A 21817-nucleotide genomic window follows, 5' to 3' on the forward strand; every position below is an offset into this window, starting at 1 on the left:
ACTGGCTTGGTTTGGGGGAACCGCCATGTTTGAAAGCCTGATTGGCCTCGTCGCCATCATCGCGCTGTTCGTCATCATTTCACGCCAGCAGAGCCGCATCGGCCTGATCGAGCGCGAGCTTGGCGCCTTGCGCAGCCTTGTGCTTTCGGGCACGCCCGCGCTGCCGCCGCAAGCCAAGGAACCGGCTGCAAACGACAGCAAACCGGCGGATGCCGCAATCCCGCTTGCGGTCACAGCCGACATGGCCGTATCGCCACGGCCCGCAGCGGTCGTGTCAGCTACAGAGGCCGATGCCGATACAACGGCGCCGTCCGCGCCGGAGTCGGCGCAACCGGCGGCAGCGGCGAAGGCAGCTCGCCAGTCCGACGTCGAAACGGCGCTCGGTACCCGCTGGGCGGTCTGGGTCGGCGGCATCGCGCTGGCGCTGGGTGGCTTGTTTCTGATCCGCTACACCATCGAGGCCGGCATTTTCGGGCCACGCGTGCGGCTTGTCATGGCGGCGGCACTCGGGCTGGTGCTGGTCGCCGGCGGCGAGTTCATCCGGCGCACCGGCTTCAGGGTGCCGGTGCAAGGTGCCGCCGGTGCCTATATCCCGGCGATCCTGACGGCGGCCGGCGCTTTCATCCTGTTCGGTACCGTCTACGCCGCGTACAGCGTTTACGGCTTCATCGGCCCGACGCTCGCTTTCACGCTGCTCGGCGCCATCGGGGTGGCGACGATCGCGGCAAGCCTGGTCCACGGTCAGGCGCTGGCCGGCGTCGGCCTACTCGGTGCCATGGTGACGCCGCTGCTGGTCGCCTCGCAGGCGCCCAATCCGTGGGCGCTGTTCGGCTATCTGGCGATCGTGCTCGCCGCCACCTGCGTCATTGCCCGCATCCGCGACTGGAGGCTTTTGATGGCCGCAGCCTTCGTCGCCACGGGCGTCTGGACCATCTTCTATATGACCGACGCGCCGGGGGCGAACCTTGCCGTCATCCTCTTTATCGACGGAGTGACACTGGCCGTGCTCGCCTTCGTCTGGCTTGGCCGCCGCGACGATGCGGGCGCCGGCAGCGGCTTCGACTGGCCGTCGATCGCGCCGGGCTTCTTCGTCGGCCTTTCGGCGCTGGCCCTGTTTGTCGATCCGGCCTTCGTCGCCATCCGCGGTGCATTGCCGGGGGCCGCCCTTGTCGCAGCCCTGGTGGCGGTGGCGCTCTACCGGCCGCGGGCGCTTGCACTGCTGCACGCCGCCGGGCTGGCGACGGTACTGGTCTATCTCGGCATCATTCCGCCGACCACGATCGCTTCAGATTTTTCGGGTGGCGCTCTCGGCGTCGACGGCATGCCGGTCGTGGCGTCCGATGCCTTGATGTTCAGGGTCGGCATCGCTCTCGGCCTGGTCTTCATCGGCGCCGGCTTTTGGGCGGCGCGCCGTTTTGCGGCCTCTGGCTGGCTGCGCGCCGCCGCATGGGCGGCCTGGAGCGCTGTCGCGCCACTGGTCATCCTGCTGGCGCTCTGGTCTACCTTCGGCAATCTCGACCGAGACCTTGCTTATGCGGCGGTCGCAGCCGTTTTGGTCGGAGTCTTCGTCGCCGGCGGCGAGTGGATAGCGCGCGGCGAAGCGCCGCCGCTAACCGGCGGCGCTGCTGTCTCCTTTGCGCTCGGCGGGGCGGCGATTGCCGGCCTGCTGATGCTGCACATGGCCTTTGGTTCCGGCTGGACAACCATCCTGCTCGGAGCAGCCGCCGCCGTGCCGGCGCTGGCGACGCGCTGGCGTAGCTATCCGGTGCTTGGCTGGATTTCCGTTGGTGCGGTGATTGCAGTGCTTGGTCGCGCTGCCTTCGACCCGACCATCGTCGGTGCCGAGTTCCTGTCGAAGACGCCGGTGTTCAACTGGCTGCTGCTTGGATATGGCGTGCCGGCGCTCGCTTTCGGTTTTGCCGCCTGGCAGCTTGCCCGAACCACCAACGGCCGACCGCGCCTCGCAATGGAGGCCGGCGCCGCGCTGTTTGCCCTGCTCACCGTCGCCATGCTGGTGCGCCATGCCATGCATGGCGGCGTCATCGATACGGCTGCTGCGACGCTTGCCGAACAGGCGATCTACACGCTGATCGCCATCGGTGCCGGTGCCATCCTGGTCGCCATCGACATGCGCTCGCCAAGTTCGGTGCTGCGCTACGGCTCGATTGCAGCGGGCGTGGTCTCGGTCGCGTTCATCGTCCTCCAGCATTTTCTGGCGCTGAACCCGCTGCTGACGGATGAATCGACCGGCAGCATTCCGGTGTTCAATCTTCTGTTCCTCGCCTACCTCTTGCCGGCGGTTGCGGCCGGCGCACTGGCGCTCTATGCCCGCGACAAACGACCGAAATGGTATGCAGCGATGCTGGCGATGGTGGCGGCGGTGCTCGGCTTCGCCTATGCCACGCTGTCGGTCAGGCGCCTGTTCAAGGGCGAGTTCATCGGGCTGTGGAGCGGTCTCGGCCAGCTCGAGACCTATACTTATTCGGCACTGTGGCTGGTCATCGGCGTGGTGCTGCTCACCGCAGGTGTATGGCTGAAGTCGCAGGTGCTGCGCATAGCGTCGGCGGCGCTGATCTCGATCGCCGTGCTCAAAGTCTTCATCTTCGACATGTCGGAACTGGAAGGCGTGTTGCGGGCGCTGTCCTTCATCGGCCTCGGCGCGGTGCTCATCGGCATCGGCCTGTTCTATCAGCGGCTGCTGACAAGGGCGGCGAAAGCAAAGCTCGAGACGAGCAATAGCTGACGATTTCAATTTGGCCGGGAATAAACCTGCCACTGGCAGCGTTATTCATTTGCTTGGGTGACCGGGGCGGCGGACCGCTTCGCGCTGGCCGCTTGCGCCGCGCTGCAAAGGCGCGTTCAATCATCACGGACAGGGGCCCTCCAGAACCAGCGGTCATGGACGAAAAGAAGGCAGCAATCCTTGGTGAAATACCGCGTCTGCGCCGCTATGCACGCTCGCTGTTGCGCGACCGCGATTCCGCTGACGATCTCGTCCAGGATTGTCTCGAGCGGGCACTTGTGCGGCTCGACAATTGGCAGACAGGAGAAAGCCCCAGGAGGTGGCTGTTTACGATCATGCATCATTTGTTCATCGACCAGATGCGCAAGGTGAACCGGCGCGGCGAGGCAGCGATGCTGCCGCTCGAGGCGAGCGAGGCGCAGGCAGCACCCGCCGAGCAGGTCGAGAGCATCGCCTCGCGCGAGATCGTCGACGCGCTGCAGGCGATCAGCCCTGACCGGCGCGCGGCACTTATGATGGTCGCCATCGAAGGGTTTTCCTACGCCGAAGCCGCCAACATCCTTGGGGTTCCCGCCGGCACCTTGATGTCGCGCATCGCGCGCGGGCGCGAGGAACTGCGCGCGCTGCTTGATGATACCGCGCGCCGCCGGTCGATAAGGATCGTCGAGAAATGAGCCGACGCGATTTCTCCGAACGCGACATCCACATGGCTCTCGATGGCGAGTTGCCGGGCGATGAGCGGACGGCCTATGAGGCATGGCTCGAGGCCAATGCCGAGATGAAGGCCAGGAGCGCACGCTACGCCGCCGACCGGGCAGCGTTGCGCGCAGCCTTTAACGGCGTGCTGGACGAGCCCGTCCCGGTGCGGCTGACCAAGGTGGTGCTTGGCGAGGCGCCGGTGGTCAGAGTGTCGCCATCGCGCTCGCGTTGGTGGCTTGCGGCCGCCGCTGCCGCCATCCTGGTGATTGGCGGCGCTGGCGGCTACCTTGCCGGCATCGGCCGCCTCGGCCTGGAAAACACGGCCGAAGACCAGCTTGCCGAAGAGGCGATCGCCGCCCATGTCATCTATGCCGCCGAAAAGCGGCATGCGGTGGAAGTGCCGGCAAGCGACAAGGATCATTTGCAGAGCTGGTTGTCGAACCAGGTGGGTTTGAAGCTCGTCGCACCGGATCTGGCGGCGCAAGGTTTCCAACTGGTCGGTGGCCGGCTGCTGCCTGCCGGCCAGGGCAAGGCCGCGATGCTGCTTTACGAGGACGACAAGGGCGAGCGCATTTCGCTCTTCGTCATCGCCGAATCGGCAGCCAAGGCCAAGGGCACTTATGGGGAAGAAGATGGTCCTGAGGCCGTCTACTGGCTGGACAAGGGTTATGGCTGCGCCGTCGTCGGATCGCTGCCGCGCGAGCAGCTGGCCGCAGTGGCCAAGAGCGCCTATGGCCAGCTTCTGGCGGGCTTGAAAAGCTGAGCAGGATCTCGTTTTTCCGGAGCCGCGCCGATGCCGAAACACGAAGGTCGTTTCAAAGCCTTTGCGCGACCTGCCTGCCTTGAAAACTGTCACAATTCGGCCCTAATCGAGGTGCGATAGCGCTTGCTGAATGCTGGCACTTCGGCTGGTGTGACCGATGTTTAGACTAGGGCAGTTTCCACAACCCAATCGAGGTTTTCTGAGCCCGCATGCCTGCCGAGATTCGCAAGGCCCGCGCGTCCGACGTCGATGACCTCGCCGCCATCGAAAAAGCTGTTTTCTCGAGCGACCGCATTTCTCGCCGCTCTTTTCGCCAACTGATCGAACGCGACACCGCCGAACTGCTGGTTGGCGAGAACGATGGCCACGTCGCCGGCTATGCGGTCGTGCTGTTTCGCAAGGGCAGCGGCGTCGCGCGGCTTTATTCGATCGCCGTCGGTCCATTTTTCGGCGGCCGTGGCGTTGGCCGCCTGCTGCTGGAACAGGCTGAAGCCGCCGCTTTCGAGCATGGCCGCATGATGCTTCGTTTGGAAGTCCGCGAGGACAACCCGCGCGCCATCCAGATCTACGAGCAGAGCGGCTACCGCAAGATCGGTCGTGAACCGGACTACTATGAGGATGGCGCCACTGCGCTGCGCTATGAAAAGACCTTGCGCGGCGACATTCCGGTCGCCACCGAAGTGCCGTTTTATCAGCAGACTTGCGAATTCACCTGCGGACCATGCTGCCTGATGATGGCGATGGCTAACTTCGACCCCGGATTCGTGCCGGATCCGGTTATGGAAATCAGGCTGTGGCGTGAGGCGACGACCGTTTTCATGATGTCGGGGCCGGGCGGCTGCGAGCCGTTCGGGCTGGCCGTCGCTGGCTATGAGAGCGGGCTTGCTGCTGAGATCTATGTCTCCTTCTACGGCGCGCTGTTCCTGCAGTCGGTGCGCAGCGAGGACAAGCGCCGGGTGATGGAGCTGGCGCAGGTCGACTTTCGCCGCCGCGCGGAACTTTACGGCATCCCGGTGAATTACCGTTCATTCGGGCTTGACGACATTCGCACCGCGATCGCAGAGGGAAAACTGGTACTGGTCCTGATCAGCGGCTTCCTGATGTTCGGCAAGAAGGTTCCGCACTGGGTATTGGCCATCGGTGATGACGGCGATCATATCCTGATCCACGACCCTTGGGTCGAGGACGAGCGGCAGGAGACGATCCTCGATGCTGCCAACATTCCCGTGCCTTACGGCATCTTCATGAACATGGCGCAATTCGGCCGCGACGGATTGCGCGCCGCCATCACTCTCGGAAAGCGCGACAGCCAATGACCTGGGTCATCCTTACCGGCCGGCAGAACGATCTCGACCAAGTGGCGACGCCGCACAAGATCATCACCAATCGCGACTACCTTGCCCATCCGGCACTCTTTCGCGGTCAGCGGCCGAAGGTAATCAACCTGTCGAACAATTACGGCTACCAGAGCCGCGGCTACTACGCCTCGCTGCTCGCGGGTTCGCGTGGCCATAAGGTCATCCCGACGGTCGAAACGATGATCGACCTGTCAGAACGCAAGCTCTATGAGCACGCGTTGCCGGAACTCGAACTCGCACTCAACAAGTGCCGCAAGGACCTGGGCGGCGCTTTTCCGCAGAAGGTTTGCATCTTCTTCGGCATCGGACCATCCAGGATCTGGGACCGCTTCGCAAAACTTCTGTTCGACTGGTTCCGTGCCCCGGCGCTTGAGGTTCACATCAGGGACAGCGCCGAATGGGCCTCGATCCGCAAGATTGGCTTCCATCCCCTGGCCAGGATGACCGAGGACGAGGAAACGCACTTTCTCCAGTGCCTGGAGACCTACACCAACCGCGAGTGGCGCGACACCAAGGGCCGCACGCCGGCGCGCTACACTTTCGCAACGCTGGTCGATCCGCATGAGGAACTGCCGCCGTCGGAGATTTCGTCGCTGCGCCACTGGGCCAAGATCGCTGAAAAGATGGGCGTCGAAATCGAGCCGATCACCAAGCGGGATCTGGCCAAGCTCGCCAACTACGACGCGCTGTTCATCCGCGAGACCACTTCGATCTCCAACCACACCTACCGCTTTGCCCGCCGCGCCCAGCAGGAAGGCATGCCGGTCATCGACGATCCGCTGTCGATGATCCGCTGCACCAACAAGGTCTATCTCAACGAGCTGATGACCTACAACAAGGTACCGGTGCCGCCGACGGTGATGATTGCTGGCACTTCGGACCTGGAAGTTGCGGCACAGACGCTGGGCTTCCCGCTGGTGCTGAAGATCCCGGACTCCTCGTTTTCGCGCGGTGTCAAGAAATGCGGCACCTTTGAAGAGTTGAAGACGCTCGCAACCGAATGGCTGGAGGATTCCGACCTCCTGATCGCGCAAAAATTCATTCCGACGGAATATGACTGGCGCGTCGGTGTCCTCGGCGGCCAACCCTTGTTCGCCGTCCATTATCTGATGGCCAAGAAACATTGGCAGATCGTCAATCATAAGGCCAACGGCAAGCCCGACCAGGGCGGCATCAAGACGTTCACCCTGAAGGAAGCACCGGCCCATGTCGTCGAGACGGCGGTGAGCGCGGCGCGCTGCATTGGCGATGGCCTCTACGGCGTCGACCTCAAGGAAACCAGGGACGGCGTCTTCGTCATCGAGGTCAACGACAACCCCAACCTCGACCACGGCTGGGAAGACTCCGGCGAAAAAGACGAGGTCTGGGTGCGGCTGACGCAGTGGTTCCTGGAGCGGCTGGACCGGCCGGGGCGATAATATCCGAACTGAGGGGAAAAAGATGCTGTTCTTCGTAACCGAGGATTTTCGTGGCTGCGACCGCAAGGAGATCTACCGCCGTTTCCGCGACCAGGGCCGCCTGAAGCCGGACGCGCTTCTCGTGCACCACAGCTGGATCGCAGCGGATATGAGCCGCTGCTTCCTGCTGGTGGAGGCCGATGACGTCACGCTCCTGCAGCGGTGGGTCATCGAATGGGCGGATCTGGTCGAATTCGAGATCGTTCCCGTGGCGACGAACAAGGATATGGTGGAGGCATTGAGCGGACATCTCTGACCCGTTGGGAACCTCCTGGTTCGCCACACCTGAATGCCGCCTTCTCCTATCAAGGAATTCGCGGATCGAGCGTCATCTCAAGGAGCCGGTTGCCCGCGCTTCCGCGAGACTGTCGCACTTAGCCGGACTGCCGGATCGTCGCGCTCGACTTCAGCAGCCGATTAATGTCCGACGCCTTTGACGGCACCCCGATCAAATAGCCTTGGGCCTCAACACAACCCTCCTTTTGCAGGAATTCAAGCTGCGCTTCGGTCTCGACACCTTCGGCGGTGACGGTGATGCTCAGCTGTGCGCCAAGCCCGATGATGGTGCGCACGATCGCCGCGGTATCGCGACTGTCGATGTCACGGGTGAAAGAGCGATCGATCTTGATCTTGTCGACGGGAAAGCGCCTGAGGTAGCCCAGCGACGAATAGCCGGTGCCGAAATCATCCAGCGCGATGCGGACGCCCAGATCGCGTAGCTGCCTGAGTGTCTTGAGCACCAGATCGCTCTCGTCCATCAGCACCGTTTCGGTGATTTCCAGTTCAAGCCGGTTGGCCGGCACGCCCGAGAACGCCAGGGCCGAGATAACGCTGCGGGCAAAGGTACCGCTTTTGATCTGTACGGCGGAGACATTGACGGCGATGCGCCAAGCCGCCCAGCCTGCCGCGGTCGTGCAGGCTTTTCGCAGCGCCCATTCTCCAAGCGGCACGATCAGCCCGGTCTCCTCGGCGGCCGGAATGAAGTCGTCCGGCCGTACCAGGCCGCGCACCGGCGAACGCCAGCGCATCAAGGCTTCGGCACCGACGATTTCGCCGGAGGCGATGTTCATGATCGGCTGGAAATCCAGCTCGAATTCCCGTCGCGACAGCGCTGCCCTGAGATCGATTTCGAGCGCCCGGCGTGCCCGCACCATCGCGTCCATGGCTGGTTCGAAGAAGCGGTACAGGTTGCGCCCTTCGCTCTTTGCCCGATAGAGCGCCATATCGGCATTTTTCAGCAAAGTGTCGGCGTCCTTGCCGTCATTCGGAAACAGCGCAATGCCGAGACTGATGCCGACACGCATGTCGTGTCTTTTGTCGCGAAATGGCTTTCCGATGATCTCGACGATGCGTTTGGCCAGCTTTTCCGCGTCGCCCGGGCTTTTGAGATTGAACTGGATGATGACGAATTCGTCGCCGCCGAAGCGGGCGACAACGTCCGTTTCATTGCGCAGGCACCGTTGCAGCCGTTCGGCCACGCATTTCAGCAGCCAGTCGCCGGCGGGGTGGCCCCAGCTGTCGTTGACCGCCTTGAAATGATCGAGGTCGAGCGAGAATATCGCCAGCGATCCGTCTCTCGTCTCACTCAGGGCTTGGTCGAGCCGTTCGCGAAGCATCGAGCGATTGGGCAGGTTGGTCAGTGTGTCGTGGTGCGCAAGATGGGTCATGCGCTCTTCCACGCGCCTGCGCTCGGTGACGTCGTCGAACGTCGCGACCCAGCCGCCGCCGCTCATCGGCCGGCGCGCAACCAGCAGCGTTCTGCCATCAGCGAGATGGCGATGCGTTACGTGTGTTTTCCCCGCCCGCAGGCAGGCTTCGATTTGCGAGATTTCGCTGTCGGGGTCGAGCTTTGTATAAATGCCCAGTTCCAGCAGCCGCTTGAACGCATCATGGTGACTCATGCCAAGCGGGAAGTCGGCCGGTCTGACATGATAAAGTTCCAGGAAACGTTCGTTGCGCACGATCAGCTTGCCATCCGCATCGTACATCAAAAGGCCTTGCGACATGTTGGCAAGTGCCGCGTCGAAACGGCGGTGCTGCTCCTTCAACTCCTGCTCGGCGCGCCGTTGCTCGGTGATGTCCTCGTAGATCGATACCCAACCGCCTGACGCCAGCGGCCGGTGCGAAATGTTGACGATACGCCCATCTGCAAGCGTTTCCTCATAGGTGGAAGGCTTTGCCTGGTCGATATAGGGCTTGCGGATGGCATAGAGTTGCTCAGCGCTTTGCGAGGCGATGCCGATATCCACGCTGTGCTGGAGGATGTCGAAAAACCGGATGCCGGGCCGCACCACTTCGGCGTCGAGGCGAAAGATGCTGATGTAGTTCCTGTTGCAGATGATCATCCGTTCATCGGCATCGAACATGCACAGGCCATGCGACATGTTCTCGACCGCTGCCGAAAAACGCTCGTTCTGTTCGCGCAGCTCGTCTTCAATAGGTTGCGGCTGACCAACGCCTTTGGCCCTCCGTCGGCGGACGGACGAACCAGCCTTGATACCGGCAACGGGCATGAGGCAAGCCTATGGACCATGGTTAACCATGGCACTGTTGTCCCTGCCGGTTAATTTACCGTTTTCAGCCGGCTGGAACGGCAGTCTGGCGTCGCGACTTTTCGATCGCCGCAAAGCGTTTGAGAAAGGCATTCTGCGCCCAAGTCACCGAGCGCGGCGTGACGTCGAAGCGCTCGGCGTTGAAGCCGCGCGGCCTGCCGAAGAACTCCGTCGCCTCTGCCGTCGAAAAACCCGCAAGCAGCGTTGCTTCGAAATAAGCGGCGATCTGATCCGCTCGCTTGATCTCCTTGCGCAGTCCCGCGTCGAGTTCGGCCGGCAGTGAAAAGCGCAGATGGATGGCGCGCTGCAGCCTGATCTCGCAATCCCTGTAGCTGCCGCCCATCACGGATTTGAACGGCGAGATCATGTCGCCGATGACATATTCCGGCGCGTCGTGCAGCAGCGCCGCCAACCGCGCGTCGGCGTCGGCATCCGGCATCAGCTCGCCGACAAGCGTTTCGACCAGCAGCGAATGCTGGGCGACAGAAAAGGCGTGCTCGCCTCTGGTCTGGCCGTTCCAGCGTGCGACGCGGGCAAGGCCATGGGCAATATCGGAGATCTCGATGTCGAGCGGCGAGGGATCGAGCAGATCGAGCCGTCGGCCGGACAGCATGCGCTGCCAGGCGCGCGGCGGCGCCCCGGCGCGATCGGCAGCCATCAGGCATCCTCCGCGCCGATGGCTTCCTGCGGAAAGCTGAATTTCGCCCAGGACGGGATAGCGAGCGACACGGCGACATCCTCCGCCAGGATCGGCAGGCCGGCGTCGAGCGCTGCCTTGACCCGGTCGATGCGGGCAATGGCAAGGCCTGTCCTGGCCGCGGTCGAGCCAAGCGTGCCGACCGGTCGCCCCTCCACGGTCAACTCTGCGCGCGAAGTGGGCAGGGTGCGTTCGGCCGAGACAATCAACACCCGACGCCTGGCAGTGCCTCGATGCTGCATGCGCGAGACGACCTCCTGGCCGACGTAGCAGCCTTTCTTGAAGCCGACACCGCCGATCTCGTCGAGCAGCACGTCATGCGGAAAAGCGTCGCCGAGTTGGTAGTCCGCACCGCTTTCGGCAATGCCATGGGCGATGCGAAAGGCTTGCCATGCGGCAAGGTCGCCGCCATCTGCGGTGTCATCGTAGAAGCGCTTGACGGCAGTATCGACAAACCGCGCATCAGCAAACGGTGCTGATTCAAATTGCGAAGTGGTTGAATCGCTTCCCCATGCGACGGCCACAACCGGCTGATCCAGCTTGGCAATTTCGACTTTGGCGCGCAATTTGTAGAGCGTCAGCCGGCGCATGAAATCATCGGCGGTCTCGGTACGGCATTCAAGTCGGAAAGCATTTTCGCCGGCGCGCGAGATCAGGAAGTCGAAAAGGATCTTGCCTTGCGGCGTTAGCAGCGCGCCGGGCTTTGCTTCGCTGCTGCCGAGCACGTCGAGGTCGGTGGTCAGGATGTTCTGTAAAAAGTGCTCGGCATCCGGCCCGGACACGGAAACGAGTGCGCGATCTCTGAGCGGGGCAAAGGGCATGGTGGGAAAACGAGCCTGATCTTGCAAAACTATCGGCCATTACGTAAGCCGCTGGCACTTCCCCCGCAAGAGACCGGATCCGTATGGCCCCCATCTACGATCTCATCCTGACAGGCGGCACCGTGGTCAATCACGACGGCCAGGGTTTTCGCGACGTCGGCATCAATGGTGGGCGCATCGCTGCCATCGGCGACCTCCGCCAGGCGTCGGCCGGTGAGACGATCGACTGCCGTGGGCTGCACATCCTGCCGGGCGTCGTCGACAGCCAGGTGCATTTCCGCGAGCCGGGCCTGGAGCACAAGGAAGATCTGGAGACGGGCTCGCGGGCAGCGGTGCTCGGCGGCGTCACCGCCGTCTTCGAGATGCCGAACACCAATCCGCTGACCACCAGTGAGGCAACCCTTGCCGACAAGGTGCGGCGTGCCACCGGCCGCATGCATTGCGACTTTGCCTTCTGGGTTGGCGGGACCCGCGACAATGCAAAAGACGCTGGCGATCTCGAGCGGCTGCCTGGTGCGGCCGGCATAAAAGTTTTCATGGGCTCGTCCACCGGCGACCTGCTGGTCGAGGACGACGAAGGCGTTGCCTCGATCCTGAGGAACACACGCCGCCGCGCCGCCTTTCACTCCGAGGACGAGTTCCGGCTGCGCGAGCGGCTTGGCGAGCGCATCGCGGGCGATCCGTCCTCACATCCGGTGTGGCGCGACGAGATCGCTGCGTTGCGCTGCACGGAGCGCCTTGTGCGCATCGCGCGCCAGGTCCGCGCCCGGATCCATGTGCTGCACATCTCGACCGCCGAGGAGGTAGGCTTCCTCGAGCAGCACAAGGATGTCGCGACCTGCGAGGCGACGCCGCATCATCTGACGCTGAGCGCCGATGATTATGCGCAGTTGGGCACCCTGATCCAGATGAACCCGCCGGTGCGCGCCACGCGCCATCGCGACGGGGTCTGGTACGGCGTTGCGCAAGGCATCGTTGATGTGCTCGGCTCCGACCATGCGCCGCACACGCTGGCCGAGAAGGCAAAGCCTTATCCGGCGTCGCCGTCCGGCATGACCGGGGTGCAGACGTTGGTGCCGATCATGTTGGATCATGTCAACGCCGGCCGGCTGACATTGCAGCGCTTTGTCGACCTGACCAGCCACGGCCCGCAGCGTATTTTCGGCATCGCCAGGAAAGGCCGTATTGCCGCCGGCTACGATGCCGATCTGACCATCGTCGATCTGAAGCGCCGCGACACCATCGCCAACGCCCAGCAAGGCTCCAAGGCCGGCTGGACGCCTTATGACGGCAGGCAGGTGACCGGCTGGCCCGTCGGCACCATCGTGCGCGGCCGGCGCGTGATGTGGGAAGGCGAGATCGTCACGCCAAGCCAGGGCAGGGCGGTGGAATTTTCCGAGGCGCTGGCGCGCTAGTCGCCGGCGACGAAGAACGTCCATTGTCCGGTCGGCGTGATGCCGACGCGGTAGAAAATGTAGGCACCAAACTGCTTCATGTCGTCATAGTCGCTGGCGGTGACGATCTTGAACAGCTCGACCCGCTGCCTGGCATCGAGCTTGTCCAGCGGCAGGGCGAAGAAATAGGGCCAGACATAGAGATCCTGCGGCGTGCCGGCATCGACATGGACAAAACCGGCACTGAGCACTTCTTCCAGGATGGCGAGAATCTCCTGGCCTTCCGTATCGCCCGAAAGGCCCTTCAGGAAGGCGATCGGGTCGCCCTCGATGTCACCCAGCGACAACTGGGTCATCATGTCGCCCTTGCCAATCAGCGGTCGAAGTTTTTCGATGTCGCCGCTTTTGCAGGCCTCGACTATCAGATCGTGCATGCGCCTGACCGGTTCCGGCAACTTGGCCAGGTCGTAGACGACTTCGGGCACGGGCGCGTCCGGATCGACATGCGGATTGGCCATGCCGCCATCGTTGGCCGGCCCTTTCGGTTCGGTTTGTTCCGGCTCGTCGGATGGCGTCGGCTGGCTGGCCGGTGGTGGCGTCGTGCCGAGCGGGCCGGGCATCGGCACGGTACTTCCGGGCGGCGACATGTCAGCGTCGGGCGGCGGCGTGACCGGTGAGGGAAGGTCTTCGCGCTTGATCTCGCTGAGGGCTTGAGAGGGACTGCTCGCAAGAAACAGTGCAGAAGGAATCATCGCGCAGGAAGCGGTGAACCAAATGCTGAGGACCAGGCCGCGCGGCTTGCCTGATATCGAAAAATTCACCGCCTGCTACTCCCTGGTTCCAGCCCATCCATGTGCCCGGACACGATGTCCGGCGGCGCGCCGTCGTCAAAGAACGGGGGTCAGTGACGCAGTCTTTCGGGCTCGAAGGCCCCGGCAATCACCTTTTCACGCATGCGATCGAGCAGGGCAAGCGCCGAGGTCTCGCCATTGGTGCGCAGCATTTCGCCGAATGCCGTTTCGAGGGCCGCCTCGGCGATGATTTCCGGCTCGATCCCGGCCGACAATCCTTCTGCCCAGGCTTCGCTGTGGCTTTCCACGGCGGTCAGGCGCTTTTCTTCCCTGACCAGCGCGTCGATGTCGTTGACGCCATGTTCCATTGCGATGTCCACCCTTTCAAGCGGTGATCCGTTGGACAGGGATCAAGCTTGAGTTGTCCCTTTTACACGCAGGCGCAGTAAGTATTTGTAAATGCGACATTTTTTTGGTCGTCGTCTACAAATTCCGTCGCGTCCAGCAAACCTGCGTCCGATCCGTTTCAAACTTAGCCGATTAGGCAGGCCAAGGGGACGGAAACCTTCAGTTTGAGTTAATTTCACATCTGCGCGCTAACGTTTCGTTAACATAGTTGCAAAAGTGCAACATCAGGTTTGCACCAAGACCTCACTCGAGGCAAGCGGAGAAGCGTCGAACGCGTCCGCCGCAACGGCGCCGACCCTTGATGCGGCTTTTCCGCAAAGCGGCTGCCGCCGTCAGTTTCCGTAGCGCGAGGCGATGTCGCGAGACAGCGTCTCGCCTTCCTTCATGTAGCGGCTGATGGCTTCCGTCGCCGAGGCCGTGCATTGCGTATAAGTACCGCCGAACGACCGGTAGCCGCGGTTGAAGCTGGCGATGAAGCGGGCGCGCCGCTCCGGGTTCGGATTTTCCGATGCGATCAGTTTTTCCATCTCGGCTCGCCACCGATCGCCCTTCTCGCCACACAGATTACGCAGGAAATGCAGCGAGCCGAGCACTTCCGCCAGCCGCATCAGCCGGGGCTCGAACGGTGCTTCGGCGGCAATCGCCGGGCGCGCACCGACAACCACACTGACGGCGAGGCATGCGGCGAGAAACGAAGACGTGCGGCTCATGGGTCCTTGTGCTGAAACAATTTGTCGCCTGCAAGGCGATTCTCTGGCTCAGATCTCGCCGTCTTTGTCGGGACCGAGTAGATCGTCGGCAATTTCAAACACTGCATCGGCGAGCGGCATCGCTGTCATTTCGGCCAGCGTATAGAAACCCGCGGTCTCGGCATCGTCGCTGGCCACCGCCTCGCCGCCAGCATACTCGGCCCCAAACACCGTCAGCCAGTAGTCGACAGGATGCCCGTCGCCGCTGCCGTCGATGTGGATTTCCCGCAGCGGCCGGTAGCTGCGCGCCTGCAATCCGGTCTCTTCCAGCAATTCGCGCCGTGCTGCCTGTTCCAGCGTCTCGCCGGCTTCGACCTTGCCGCCGGGAAAGGCATGGAGACCTTGCGAGGGCGGCCTGGCCCGCTTGACCAGCAGCACCGTGTTCTCGCGCACGACGCAGACCGAGACTGCCGGAATGATCTTGCGTGCTTCCATGGGCTTCGGATCGCTCGATTGGCATAGCCCGTTGTGGACCGGCCGCCGGCGAACAGCTTTAGCGGTTGCGAAAGGCGGATTCCATGGCCACTTTCACATGCCACCAATTCGAGAGCTGAATTCATGTGCGGACGCTTTGCTTTGACGGCCACTCCGGACCAGACCGCCGCCTTTCTCAGCCTAGCGGAACTTGAGGAGTTTCCGGCCCGCTACAACATCGCGCCGACGCAGCCGGTGCTGATGGCGTTCGCCGGATTGCCACAGGCGCCGGGCTCGAACCTGCCCGACCGCCGCTCGATGCTGGTGCGCTGGGGCCTGATCCCGGCCTGGGTCAAGGATACGCGTAACTTCCCGCTGCTGTTCAACGCGCGTTCTGAGGGGGCTTCGGAAAAGGCGTCGTTTCGCGCTGCCATGCGCCATAGGCGCGCCCTGGTACCGGCTTCGGGATTCTACGAATGGCACCAAACCGGTGGCAGAAGAGGGCAGCCCTATTGGGTGCGGCCAAGGGGTGGCGGGCTTGTCGCCTTCGCCGGGCTGATTGAGACCTATGCCGAGCCGGGCGGCTCGGAAATGGACACCGGCGCCATTCTGACCGCCCACGCCAATGCCCACACTGCCCATATCCACGACCGCATGCCGGTGGTGATCCATCCCGAAGATTTCGCGCGCTGGCTGGATTGCCGCACGCTCGAGCCGCGCGACGTGGCCGATCTGCTGAGACCCGCCCAGCTCGATTTCTTCGAAGCGATCCCGATTTCCGACCTCGTCAACAAGGTCGCCAATACCGGGCCGGAGATTCAGGAGAAGGGCGTCGTCGAGCTTGAGCCCGACAAGGTCAAGCGCCGGAAGTCCGGCGCGAACGACAGTCAGATGAGTTTATTTTAGCAAAAGCTACTATTACTGGTTCGCCGTGAGCGCCTCAATCTTTCCCGACGGCATTCTCAGGCAGCGCGCGGCGAAACGATTTTTTGCGCCGGCTTCTTCTTCTTCGCGGTGTGCAGAAGAGCTGCGACGATTGCTGCCGGGCCGATCGCCCGGTAATGGCTGGCGAGCGCCGGTTGCTTGGCGCGGTTGGATTCTTGCTTAGGCATTGTTCTCTTCCCTGGTAACGTCTTCGTGTCTGCGTTTGCTGGCCGAATCCGACCAAATCGTGACGCTTGCTGATCTAGCCGGCGAATGTTTCATCACAGTGCCGACCTGTTTAATAAAATGTTTCAGTGGCTCAATTCCTGTGAGCCAACGATATTTTTGGCGAAGGTAGCGACTTGACGGCAACACCGGGCAAGGCGATAAAGCCGGCCATGAGAACGTCTTTCGCCATTTGTGGCATTTGCATTATTGGCTAGCCTCGCGCTGGTCCTGGACGTTTTCGCCTCATCTCCTCCCAGATTGGACAAACGCCCCGGCCAGCAGGCTGGAGCCGATTCGCGCCTCGGCGTAACCGACTCCATCCAGGCACGATCCCAAAAGGTCATGCCAAAGTAACACACCGGGAACGCACGTATGTCTGACGCATCGAAGAGCCTGCGCCTCTACAACACGCTAACGCGGAGCAAGGAGGATTTCTTCCCGATCGATCCGCGCAACGTGCGCATGTATGTCTGCGGCCCGACGGTCTATGACTTCGCCCATATCGGCAATGCGCGGCCGGTGATCGTCTTCGACGTGCTGTTCCGCTTGCTGCGCCATCTCTACGGGCAAGCGCACGTCACTTACGTCCGCAACATTACGGACGTCGACGACAAGATCAACGCTCGCGCGCTGCGCGATTTCGGCGGCGAAATTGCATCGGGCAAGCTGTCGCTGAACGAAGCGATCAGGCGGGTCACCGAAAAGACCGCCGGTCAGTTCCACAAGGACGTTGCGGCGCTCGGTTGCCTGGAACCGACGGTCGAGCCGCGCGCCACCGAGTTCGTCGAGCCCAGGCCCGACGGCAAGGTCGACATGATCTTCTTGATTCAACGCTTGATCGAACGCGGCCATGCCTATGTCGCGGCTGGAGAAGTCTTGTTCGACACCGCTTCCATGCCGGATTATGGGCAGTTGTCGAAGCGCAATCTCGATGAGCAGCAGGCCGGCGCCCGCGTCGCCGTCGATGAGCACAAGAAGAACCCGCAGGATTTCGTGCTGTGGAAATTGTCTTCGCCCGAGGAGCCGGGCTGGGACAGCCCGTGGGGCAGGGGTCGGCCGGGCTGGCACATCGAGTGCTCGGCGATGTCGGCCGCCTATCTCGGCGAGGTGTTCGATATCCATGGCGGTGGTCTCGACCTGATCTTTCCGCACCACGAGAACGAGATCGCGCAATCGCGTTGCGCCCACGGCACCGAAACGATGGCCAAGGTTTGGATGCACAACGGTTTCCTGCAGGTCGAGGGCCAGAAGATGTCCAAGAGCCTGGGCAATTTCTATTCGATCACCGAATTGCTGGAGACGGATACCTTTGGCGGCCGCAAATGGCCGGGCGAGGTGCTCAGGCTGGCGATGCTGATGACGCACTATCGCGAGCCGATCGACTTTTCCGTGCGCAAGCTGGAAGAGGCGGAGAATACGCTGCGCAAATGGAAGCGGGCGGCCGATCTGGCGCCGCCGACGGCAAAGCCGGTGCCGGCGGATGTGATCGAAGCGCTGTCGGATGACCTTGCCACCTACGCCGCATTCCAGTTGCTGACGCAGTTGGCTGGTGATGCTGTTGATTTCAACGCAGGTAGCGGCAACGCAGTCGCCGAAGACAACGATGCTGCCGCTTCACTGAAGGCATCGCTTCTGTTCCTCGGCTTCGACATCGCAACAGCCAAGGTGGATGAAGACGCCATTGCCAAGGCGATCGCCAAACGCCTCGCGCTGATCGCCGCAAAGAACTGGGCCGAGGCCGACCGCATCCGCGACGAGTTGCTGACGCAAGGCATCCAGTTGAAGGACGGCAAGGACCCCGTCACCGGCGAACGCATCACCACCTGGGAGGTAAAAAGATGATCGATCATCTCGGCATCACCGTTTCGGATTTCGACGCGTCGAAGGCTTTTTACGACAAGGCGATGGCGCCGCTCGGCGCCGCGCTGCTCTACATGGTGCCGCAGGAATATACCGGCGGCGCCAAGGTCGGCGGCTACGGCCGCGACCGGCCGGTGTTTTGGCTGCATGCCGGCAAGGACAAGCCGAAGGATCATCAGCATGTCGCGTTCACGGCTCGCAGCCGCGCCGAGGTCGATGCCTTTCACGCCGCGGCGATTGCCGCCGGCGGCAAGGACAATGGCCGGCCGGGCCTGCGCCCGCACTACCATCCGAACTATTATGGCGCTTTTGTTTTCGATCCCGACGGCAACAATGTCGAGGCGGTTTGCCATGCCCCGGAGTAGTGCGCGATGAGCCTCGACAACAGACCAGTCTATACAGGCGGCTGCCAGTGCGGCGCGGTGCGCTTCCGCGTCGAAGGAGCTCTCGGCGATGCTTCCGTATGCCATTGCCGCATGTGCCAGAAGGCGAGCGGCAATTTCTACCTGCCGCTGGTCTCGGTGCGCGGCGCAAGGCTGGACTGGACGCGCGGTGAGCCCAAACGCTTCCGCTCGTCCAACGCGGCTTTGCGCGGTTTCTGTGCCGAATGCGGCACGCCGCTGACCTTTGAAGCGCCCGACGGGGTGGCCCTCGCCATCGCCACATTCGACCACCCCGAGGAGATTGCGCCGACCATCCAATGGGGTGTCGAAGCCAAGCTCCCGTACGTGGATCACGTCCACGAATTGCCAGGTGAGGAAACGATGGCCGACGTCTCGTCGGCCTCCTATCTCGCCGATCTCGTCTCCTACCAACATCCCGACCACGACACCGAACAATGGCCGCCGGAGGAAAAATCATGACCGAAACCGTTCGTACCGGCGGCTGCCAGTGCGGCGCCGTGCGCTTTCGCATCCACGGGGCGCTCGGCCGCCCGTCCATTTGTCATTGCCGCATGTGCCAGAAACAGTTCGGGTCGTTTTTCGGCGCGCTGGTGACAGTGCCGAGCGACGGCGTCGAATGGGTGCGCGAGGAGCCGAGTTACTTTCAGTCGTCGGTCAACATCGATCGCGGCTTCTGCGCCCGCTGCGGCACACCGCTGACCTACCGCCAGCCCGGCGCGCTGGAGATCGCCATCGGCGCCTTCGACGACCGTTCCGATCTGGCGCCGCAGATCCAGGTTAACTACGCCGCCAGGCTGCCTTGGGTCGAGACGATCTTCGACGCGCCGATCCATGACGACCCGGATTTCTACGCGCGACAGGAATCCATCATCTCCTTCCAGCATCCCGATCACGAGACGGCCAACTGGCCGCAGCAGGGCCTGAAATTATGAGCAGCGAATTCCGTACCCTCTATCCCGAGATCGAGGCTTTCGAGTCCGGCATGCTCGACGTTGGCGATGGCCATCAGGTCTATTGGGAGCGCTCCGGCACCAGAGGGGCCAAGCCGGCTGTCTTCCTGCATGGCGGGCCGGGCGGCACCATTTCGCCAAAGCACCGGCGGCTGTTCGATCCGAAGCTGTACGATGTCATCCTGTTCGACCAGCGCGGCTGCGGAAAATCGACGCCTAATGCCTCGCTTGAAGCCAACACCACCTGGCACCTGGTCGCCGACATCGAGCGCCTGCGAAAAATGTGCGGCTTCGACAAATGGCTGGTGTTCGGCGGTTCGTGGGGTTCGACGCTGGCGCTGGCCTATGCCGAGACCCACTCCGAGCGGGTCAGCGAACTGGTCGTGCGCGGCATCTACACGCTGACCCGCGCCGAACTCGAATGGTACTACCAGTTCGGCGTGTCGGAGATGTTCCCCGACAAGTGGGAGCGGTTTCTGGCGCCGATCCCGGAGGCCGAGCGCGGCGACATGATGGCCGCCTACCGCAAACGGCTGGTCGGCAGCGATCCTGTGGCGCAGGTCGAGGCCGCCCGCGCCTGGAGCCTGTGGGAGGGCGAGACGATCACGCTGCTGCCGGAACCGGAAACCAGCGGTCCCTTCGGCCAGGATGATTATGCCCTGGCTTTCGCCCGCATCGAGAACCACTATTTCGTCCATGCCGGCTGGCTGGAAGAGGGACAGCTGCTGCGCGATGCATGGAAGCTTAAGGATATCCCGGGTACCATCGTTCACGGCCGCTACGACATGCCGTGCCCGGCGTGCTACGCCTGGGCGCTGCACAAGGCGTGGCCGAAAGCGGATTTCCATCTGATCGAAGGCGCCGGCCACGCTTATTCGGAGCCGGGTATCCTCGACAGGCTGATCCGCGCAACGGACATGTTTGCCGGGAAATGACCATGGCTCGCGAGCGCCTTTATCTGTTCGACACCACGCTGCGCGATGGTCAGCAGACGCCGGGTATCGACTTCTCCGTCGAGGACAAGATCGCGATCGCCAAGCTGCTCGACGAGTTCGGCATCGACTACGTCGAGGGTGGCTACCCCGGCGCCAATCCAACCGACACCGCCTTCTTTGCCGAGCGTCGCACGGCCGATGCCAAGTTCGTTGCCTTTGGCATGACCAAACGGGCAGGAGTGTCGATCTCGAACGATCCTGGGCTTGCCGCGCTGGTCCAGTCGAAGTCGGACGCCATCTGCTTCGTCGCCAAGAGTTGGGACTACCATGTCCGCGTCGCGCTCGGCTGCACCAATGAGGAGAACCTCGAGGCGATCAAGGCCTCGGTCGAGGCGGCGCTCACTGCCGGCAAGGAGGCGATGGTCGACTGCGAGCATTTCTTCGACGGCTTCAAGGCCAACCCCGATTATGCGCTGGCCTGCGCCAGGAGGGCCTACGATGCCGGCGCGCGCTGGGTGGTGCTGTGCGACACCAATGGCGGCACGCAGCCCTCCGAGGTGCGCGCCATCGTCGAAAAGGTGATCGCCGCTGGCATACCGGGCGACCATCTCGGCATCCACGCCCATGATGACACCGGCCAGGCGGTGGCGAATTCGCTTGCTGCCGTGGAGGCCGGCGTCCGCCAGATCCAGGGCACGCTGAATGGCATCGGCGAGCGCTGCGGCAACGCCAACCTGATCTCGATCGTGCCGACATTGGCGTTAAAGCCGGCCTTTTCGGGCCGCTTTGCTACAGGCATTTCGGCAGAGGCGTTGACCGGTATATCGCGCCTGTCCCGCGCCTTCGACGAGTTGCTGAACCGTGCGCCCGAAGCGCAGGCGCCCTATGTCGGCGCCTCCGCTTTTGCTACCAAGGCCGGTATCCATGCCTCGGCGCTGGCAAAGGAGCCGGCGACCTACGAGCATGTGCCGCCAGAGACCGTCGGCAACCGCCGCCGCGTCATGGTTTCGGACCAGGGCGGCAAGGCCAATTTCCTTGCTGAGCTGAAACGGCGTGGCATCGACATGCCCCGGGACGACCATCGCCTCGACGCGCTGATCGCCGTGGTCAAGGAGCGCGAGGCCGAGGGCTATGCCTACGAAGGTGCCGACGCCAGCTTTGAGCTTTTGGCGCGCAAGATGCTGCACGGCCTGCCGGAATTCTTCCGCGTCACTTCTTTCCGCTGCATGGTCGAGCGCCGGTTCGACGCCAACGGCCAGCTGAAGACGGTCTCGGAGGCGATCGTGAAAGTGCTGGTCGAGGGCGAGGAGAAGATGTCGGTGGCCGAAGGCCACGGCCCGGTCAACGCGCTCGACATTGCGCTGCGCAAGGATCTCGGCAAATTCCAGAGCGAGATCGCCGATCTCGAACTGGCCGACTTCAAGGTGCGTATCCTCAACGGCGGCACCGAGGCGATCACCCGCGTGCTGATTGAATCGCATGACGGCACCGGTGCGCGCTGGTGGACGGTCGGCGTCTCCGAAAACATCATCGACGCTTCCTTCCAGGCGTTGATGGATTCGATCGTCTACAAGCTGATGAAGAACCGCGACATGGCGGGACTGGCAGCGGCGGAGTAGTGTTGAACCATCAGCAAGACTCCATTGATCCATCAGCAATTTGCGATGGTT

At 62.8% G+C, this 21817-nt stretch carries 22 protein-coding genes; 14 read left to right on the top strand and 8 right to left on the bottom strand.

Translation table 11 applies throughout. From position 1 onward, the window contains the following. Positions 1-25 precede the first annotated feature (25 nt). The 6 genes from NKH33_RS22995 (at position 26) to NKH33_RS23020 (ending at position 7276) form a co-directional block, all read left to right on the top strand. A complete protein-coding gene (locus NKH33_RS22995; RefSeq protein WP_352921639.1) occupies positions 26-2743 on the top strand; it encodes a DUF2339 domain-containing protein in 2718 nt (905 codons plus the stop codon). Between the two features lie 155 nt (positions 2744-2898). After that, the gene (locus tag NKH33_RS23000; RefSeq protein WP_352921641.1) at positions 2899-3417 is read left to right on the top strand and encodes a sigma-70 family RNA polymerase sigma factor; all 519 of its coding nucleotides are present in this window, start codon (positions 2899-2901) and stop codon (positions 3415-3417) included. After that, positions 3414-4205: an anti-sigma factor family protein gene (locus NKH33_RS23005; protein WP_352471054.1), complete on the top strand. Its 792-nt coding sequence runs from the start codon at positions 3414-3416 to the stop codon at positions 4203-4205. The genes NKH33_RS23000 and NKH33_RS23005 overlap by 4 nt, the downstream gene beginning before the upstream one ends. Positions 4206-4414: 209 nt before the next feature. Then, positions 4415-5521: a peptidase C39 family protein gene (locus NKH33_RS23010; protein WP_352471055.1), complete on the top strand. Its 1107-nt coding sequence runs from the start codon at positions 4415-4417 to the stop codon at positions 5519-5521. Beyond that, positions 5518-6981 carry a RimK family ATP-grasp domain-containing protein gene (locus NKH33_RS23015; protein ID WP_352471056.1) on the top strand — a complete coding sequence of 488 codons (1464 nt, stop codon included), beginning with the start codon at positions 5518-5520 and terminating at the stop codon, positions 6979-6981. Before NKH33_RS23010 ends, NKH33_RS23015 begins: the two co-directional genes overlap by 4 nt. A 22-nt stretch (positions 6982-7003) precedes the next feature. After that, a complete protein-coding gene (locus NKH33_RS23020) occupies positions 7004-7276 on the top strand; it encodes a DUF3303 domain-containing protein (protein WP_023719871.1) in 273 nt (90 codons plus the stop codon). Positions 7277-7394: 118 nt separating this feature from the next. Here the strand turns inward: NKH33_RS23020 and NKH33_RS23025 are convergent, their stop codons facing one another. The 3 genes from NKH33_RS23025 to ygfZ all read right to left on the bottom strand — a co-directional run bounded on the left by NKH33_RS23025 (position 7395) and on the right by ygfZ (position 11090). Continuing rightward, complete coding sequence (locus tag NKH33_RS23025) at positions 7395-9533, bottom strand: putative bifunctional diguanylate cyclase/phosphodiesterase (RefSeq protein WP_352921643.1); 2139 nt, start codon at positions 9531-9533, stop codon at positions 7395-7397. A gap of 64 nt (positions 9534-9597) precedes the next feature. Then, the gene (locus NKH33_RS23030) at positions 9598-10230 is read right to left on the bottom strand and encodes a YfbR-like 5'-deoxynucleotidase (protein ID WP_023719870.1); all 633 of its coding nucleotides are present in this window, start codon (positions 10228-10230) and stop codon (positions 9598-9600) included. Further along, positions 10230-11090: a CAF17-like 4Fe-4S cluster assembly/insertion protein YgfZ gene (gene ygfZ / locus NKH33_RS23035; RefSeq protein ID WP_352771033.1), complete on the bottom strand. Its 861-nt coding sequence runs from the start codon at positions 11088-11090 to the stop codon at positions 10230-10232. The genes NKH33_RS23030 and ygfZ overlap by 1 nt, the downstream gene beginning before the upstream one ends. A gap of 83 nt (positions 11091-11173) precedes the next feature. Here ygfZ and NKH33_RS23040 point away from each other — a divergent pair, with 83 nt between their 5' ends. Next, entirely contained in the window at positions 11174-12505 is a 1332-nt protein-coding gene (locus tag NKH33_RS23040) for a dihydroorotase (RefSeq protein WP_352540781.1), read from the top strand. On the opposite strand, the gene NKH33_RS23045 is transcribed toward NKH33_RS23040, so the two are convergent. The 4 genes from NKH33_RS23045 to NKH33_RS23060 all read right to left on the bottom strand — a co-directional run bounded on the left by NKH33_RS23045 (position 12502) and on the right by NKH33_RS23060 (position 14867). Further along, positions 12502-13305 carry a hypothetical protein gene (locus NKH33_RS23045; protein ID WP_352771616.1) on the bottom strand — a complete coding sequence of 268 codons (804 nt, stop codon included), beginning with the start codon at positions 13303-13305 and terminating at the stop codon, positions 12502-12504. The two genes, NKH33_RS23040 and NKH33_RS23045, sit on opposite strands and share 4 nt — an antisense overlap. A gap of 80 nt (positions 13306-13385) precedes the next feature. Then, complete coding sequence (locus NKH33_RS23050; RefSeq protein ID WP_023677749.1) at positions 13386-13643, bottom strand: hypothetical protein; 258 nt, start codon at positions 13641-13643, stop codon at positions 13386-13388. A gap of 372 nt (positions 13644-14015) precedes the next feature. Further along, entirely contained in the window at positions 14016-14393 is a 378-nt protein-coding gene (locus NKH33_RS23055; protein ID WP_352921645.1) for a TIGR02301 family protein, read from the bottom strand. A gap of 48 nt (positions 14394-14441) precedes the next feature. After that, entirely contained in the window at positions 14442-14867 is a 426-nt protein-coding gene (locus tag NKH33_RS23060) for an NUDIX hydrolase (protein ID WP_352871499.1), read from the bottom strand. Between the two features lie 123 nt (positions 14868-14990). On the opposite strand from NKH33_RS23060, the gene NKH33_RS23065 reads away from it, so the two are divergent. Further along, positions 14991-15752 (top strand): SOS response-associated peptidase, encoded by a 762-nt coding sequence (locus tag NKH33_RS23065; protein WP_352921647.1) that lies wholly within the window; start codon positions 14991-14993, stop codon positions 15750-15752. A gap of 56 nt (positions 15753-15808) precedes the next feature. Here NKH33_RS23065 and NKH33_RS23070 read toward each other — a convergent pair whose 3' ends face one another. Beyond that, positions 15809-15958: a hypothetical protein gene (locus tag NKH33_RS23070; RefSeq protein WP_023677745.1), complete on the bottom strand. Its 150-nt coding sequence runs from the start codon at positions 15956-15958 to the stop codon at positions 15809-15811. A 412-nt stretch (positions 15959-16370) separates the two neighbouring features. On the opposite strand from NKH33_RS23070, the gene cysS reads away from it, so the two are divergent. Genes cysS through cimA form a run of 6 tightly spaced genes read left to right on the top strand, consistent with a single transcriptional unit; the run spans position 16371 to position 21766 of the window. After that, positions 16371-17840, top strand: a complete 1470-nt coding sequence (gene cysS / locus NKH33_RS23075; protein ID WP_352921649.1) for a cysteine--tRNA ligase — start codon at positions 16371-16373, stop codon at positions 17838-17840. Next, on the top strand, positions 17837-18223 hold the full coding sequence (locus NKH33_RS23080) for a VOC family protein (protein WP_352471065.1): 387 nt from the start codon (positions 17837-17839) through the stop codon (positions 18221-18223). Before cysS ends, NKH33_RS23080 begins: the two co-directional genes overlap by 4 nt. A 6-nt stretch (positions 18224-18229) precedes the next feature. Continuing rightward, a complete protein-coding gene (locus NKH33_RS23085; protein WP_023677742.1) occupies positions 18230-18721 on the top strand; it encodes a GFA family protein in 492 nt (163 codons plus the stop codon). After that, positions 18718-19194 carry a GFA family protein gene (locus NKH33_RS23090; protein ID WP_352448982.1) on the top strand — a complete coding sequence of 159 codons (477 nt, stop codon included), beginning with the start codon at positions 18718-18720 and terminating at the stop codon, positions 19192-19194. The genes NKH33_RS23085 and NKH33_RS23090 overlap by 4 nt, the downstream gene beginning before the upstream one ends. Continuing rightward, positions 19191-20147 (top strand): prolyl aminopeptidase, encoded by a 957-nt coding sequence (pip, locus tag NKH33_RS23095; protein ID WP_352743304.1) that lies wholly within the window; start codon positions 19191-19193, stop codon positions 20145-20147. The genes NKH33_RS23090 and pip overlap by 4 nt, the downstream gene beginning before the upstream one ends. Then, on the top strand, positions 20144-21766 hold the full coding sequence (gene cimA, locus NKH33_RS23100) for a citramalate synthase (RefSeq protein WP_352743306.1): 1623 nt from the start codon (positions 20144-20146) through the stop codon (positions 21764-21766). The genes pip and cimA overlap by 4 nt, the downstream gene beginning before the upstream one ends. The last annotated feature ends 51 nt before the right edge of the window (positions 21767-21817 follow it).

Source organism: Mesorhizobium sp. M1182 (assembly GCF_040318335.1).
Classification (GTDB): domain Bacteria; phylum Pseudomonadota; class Alphaproteobacteria; order Rhizobiales; family Rhizobiaceae; genus Mesorhizobium.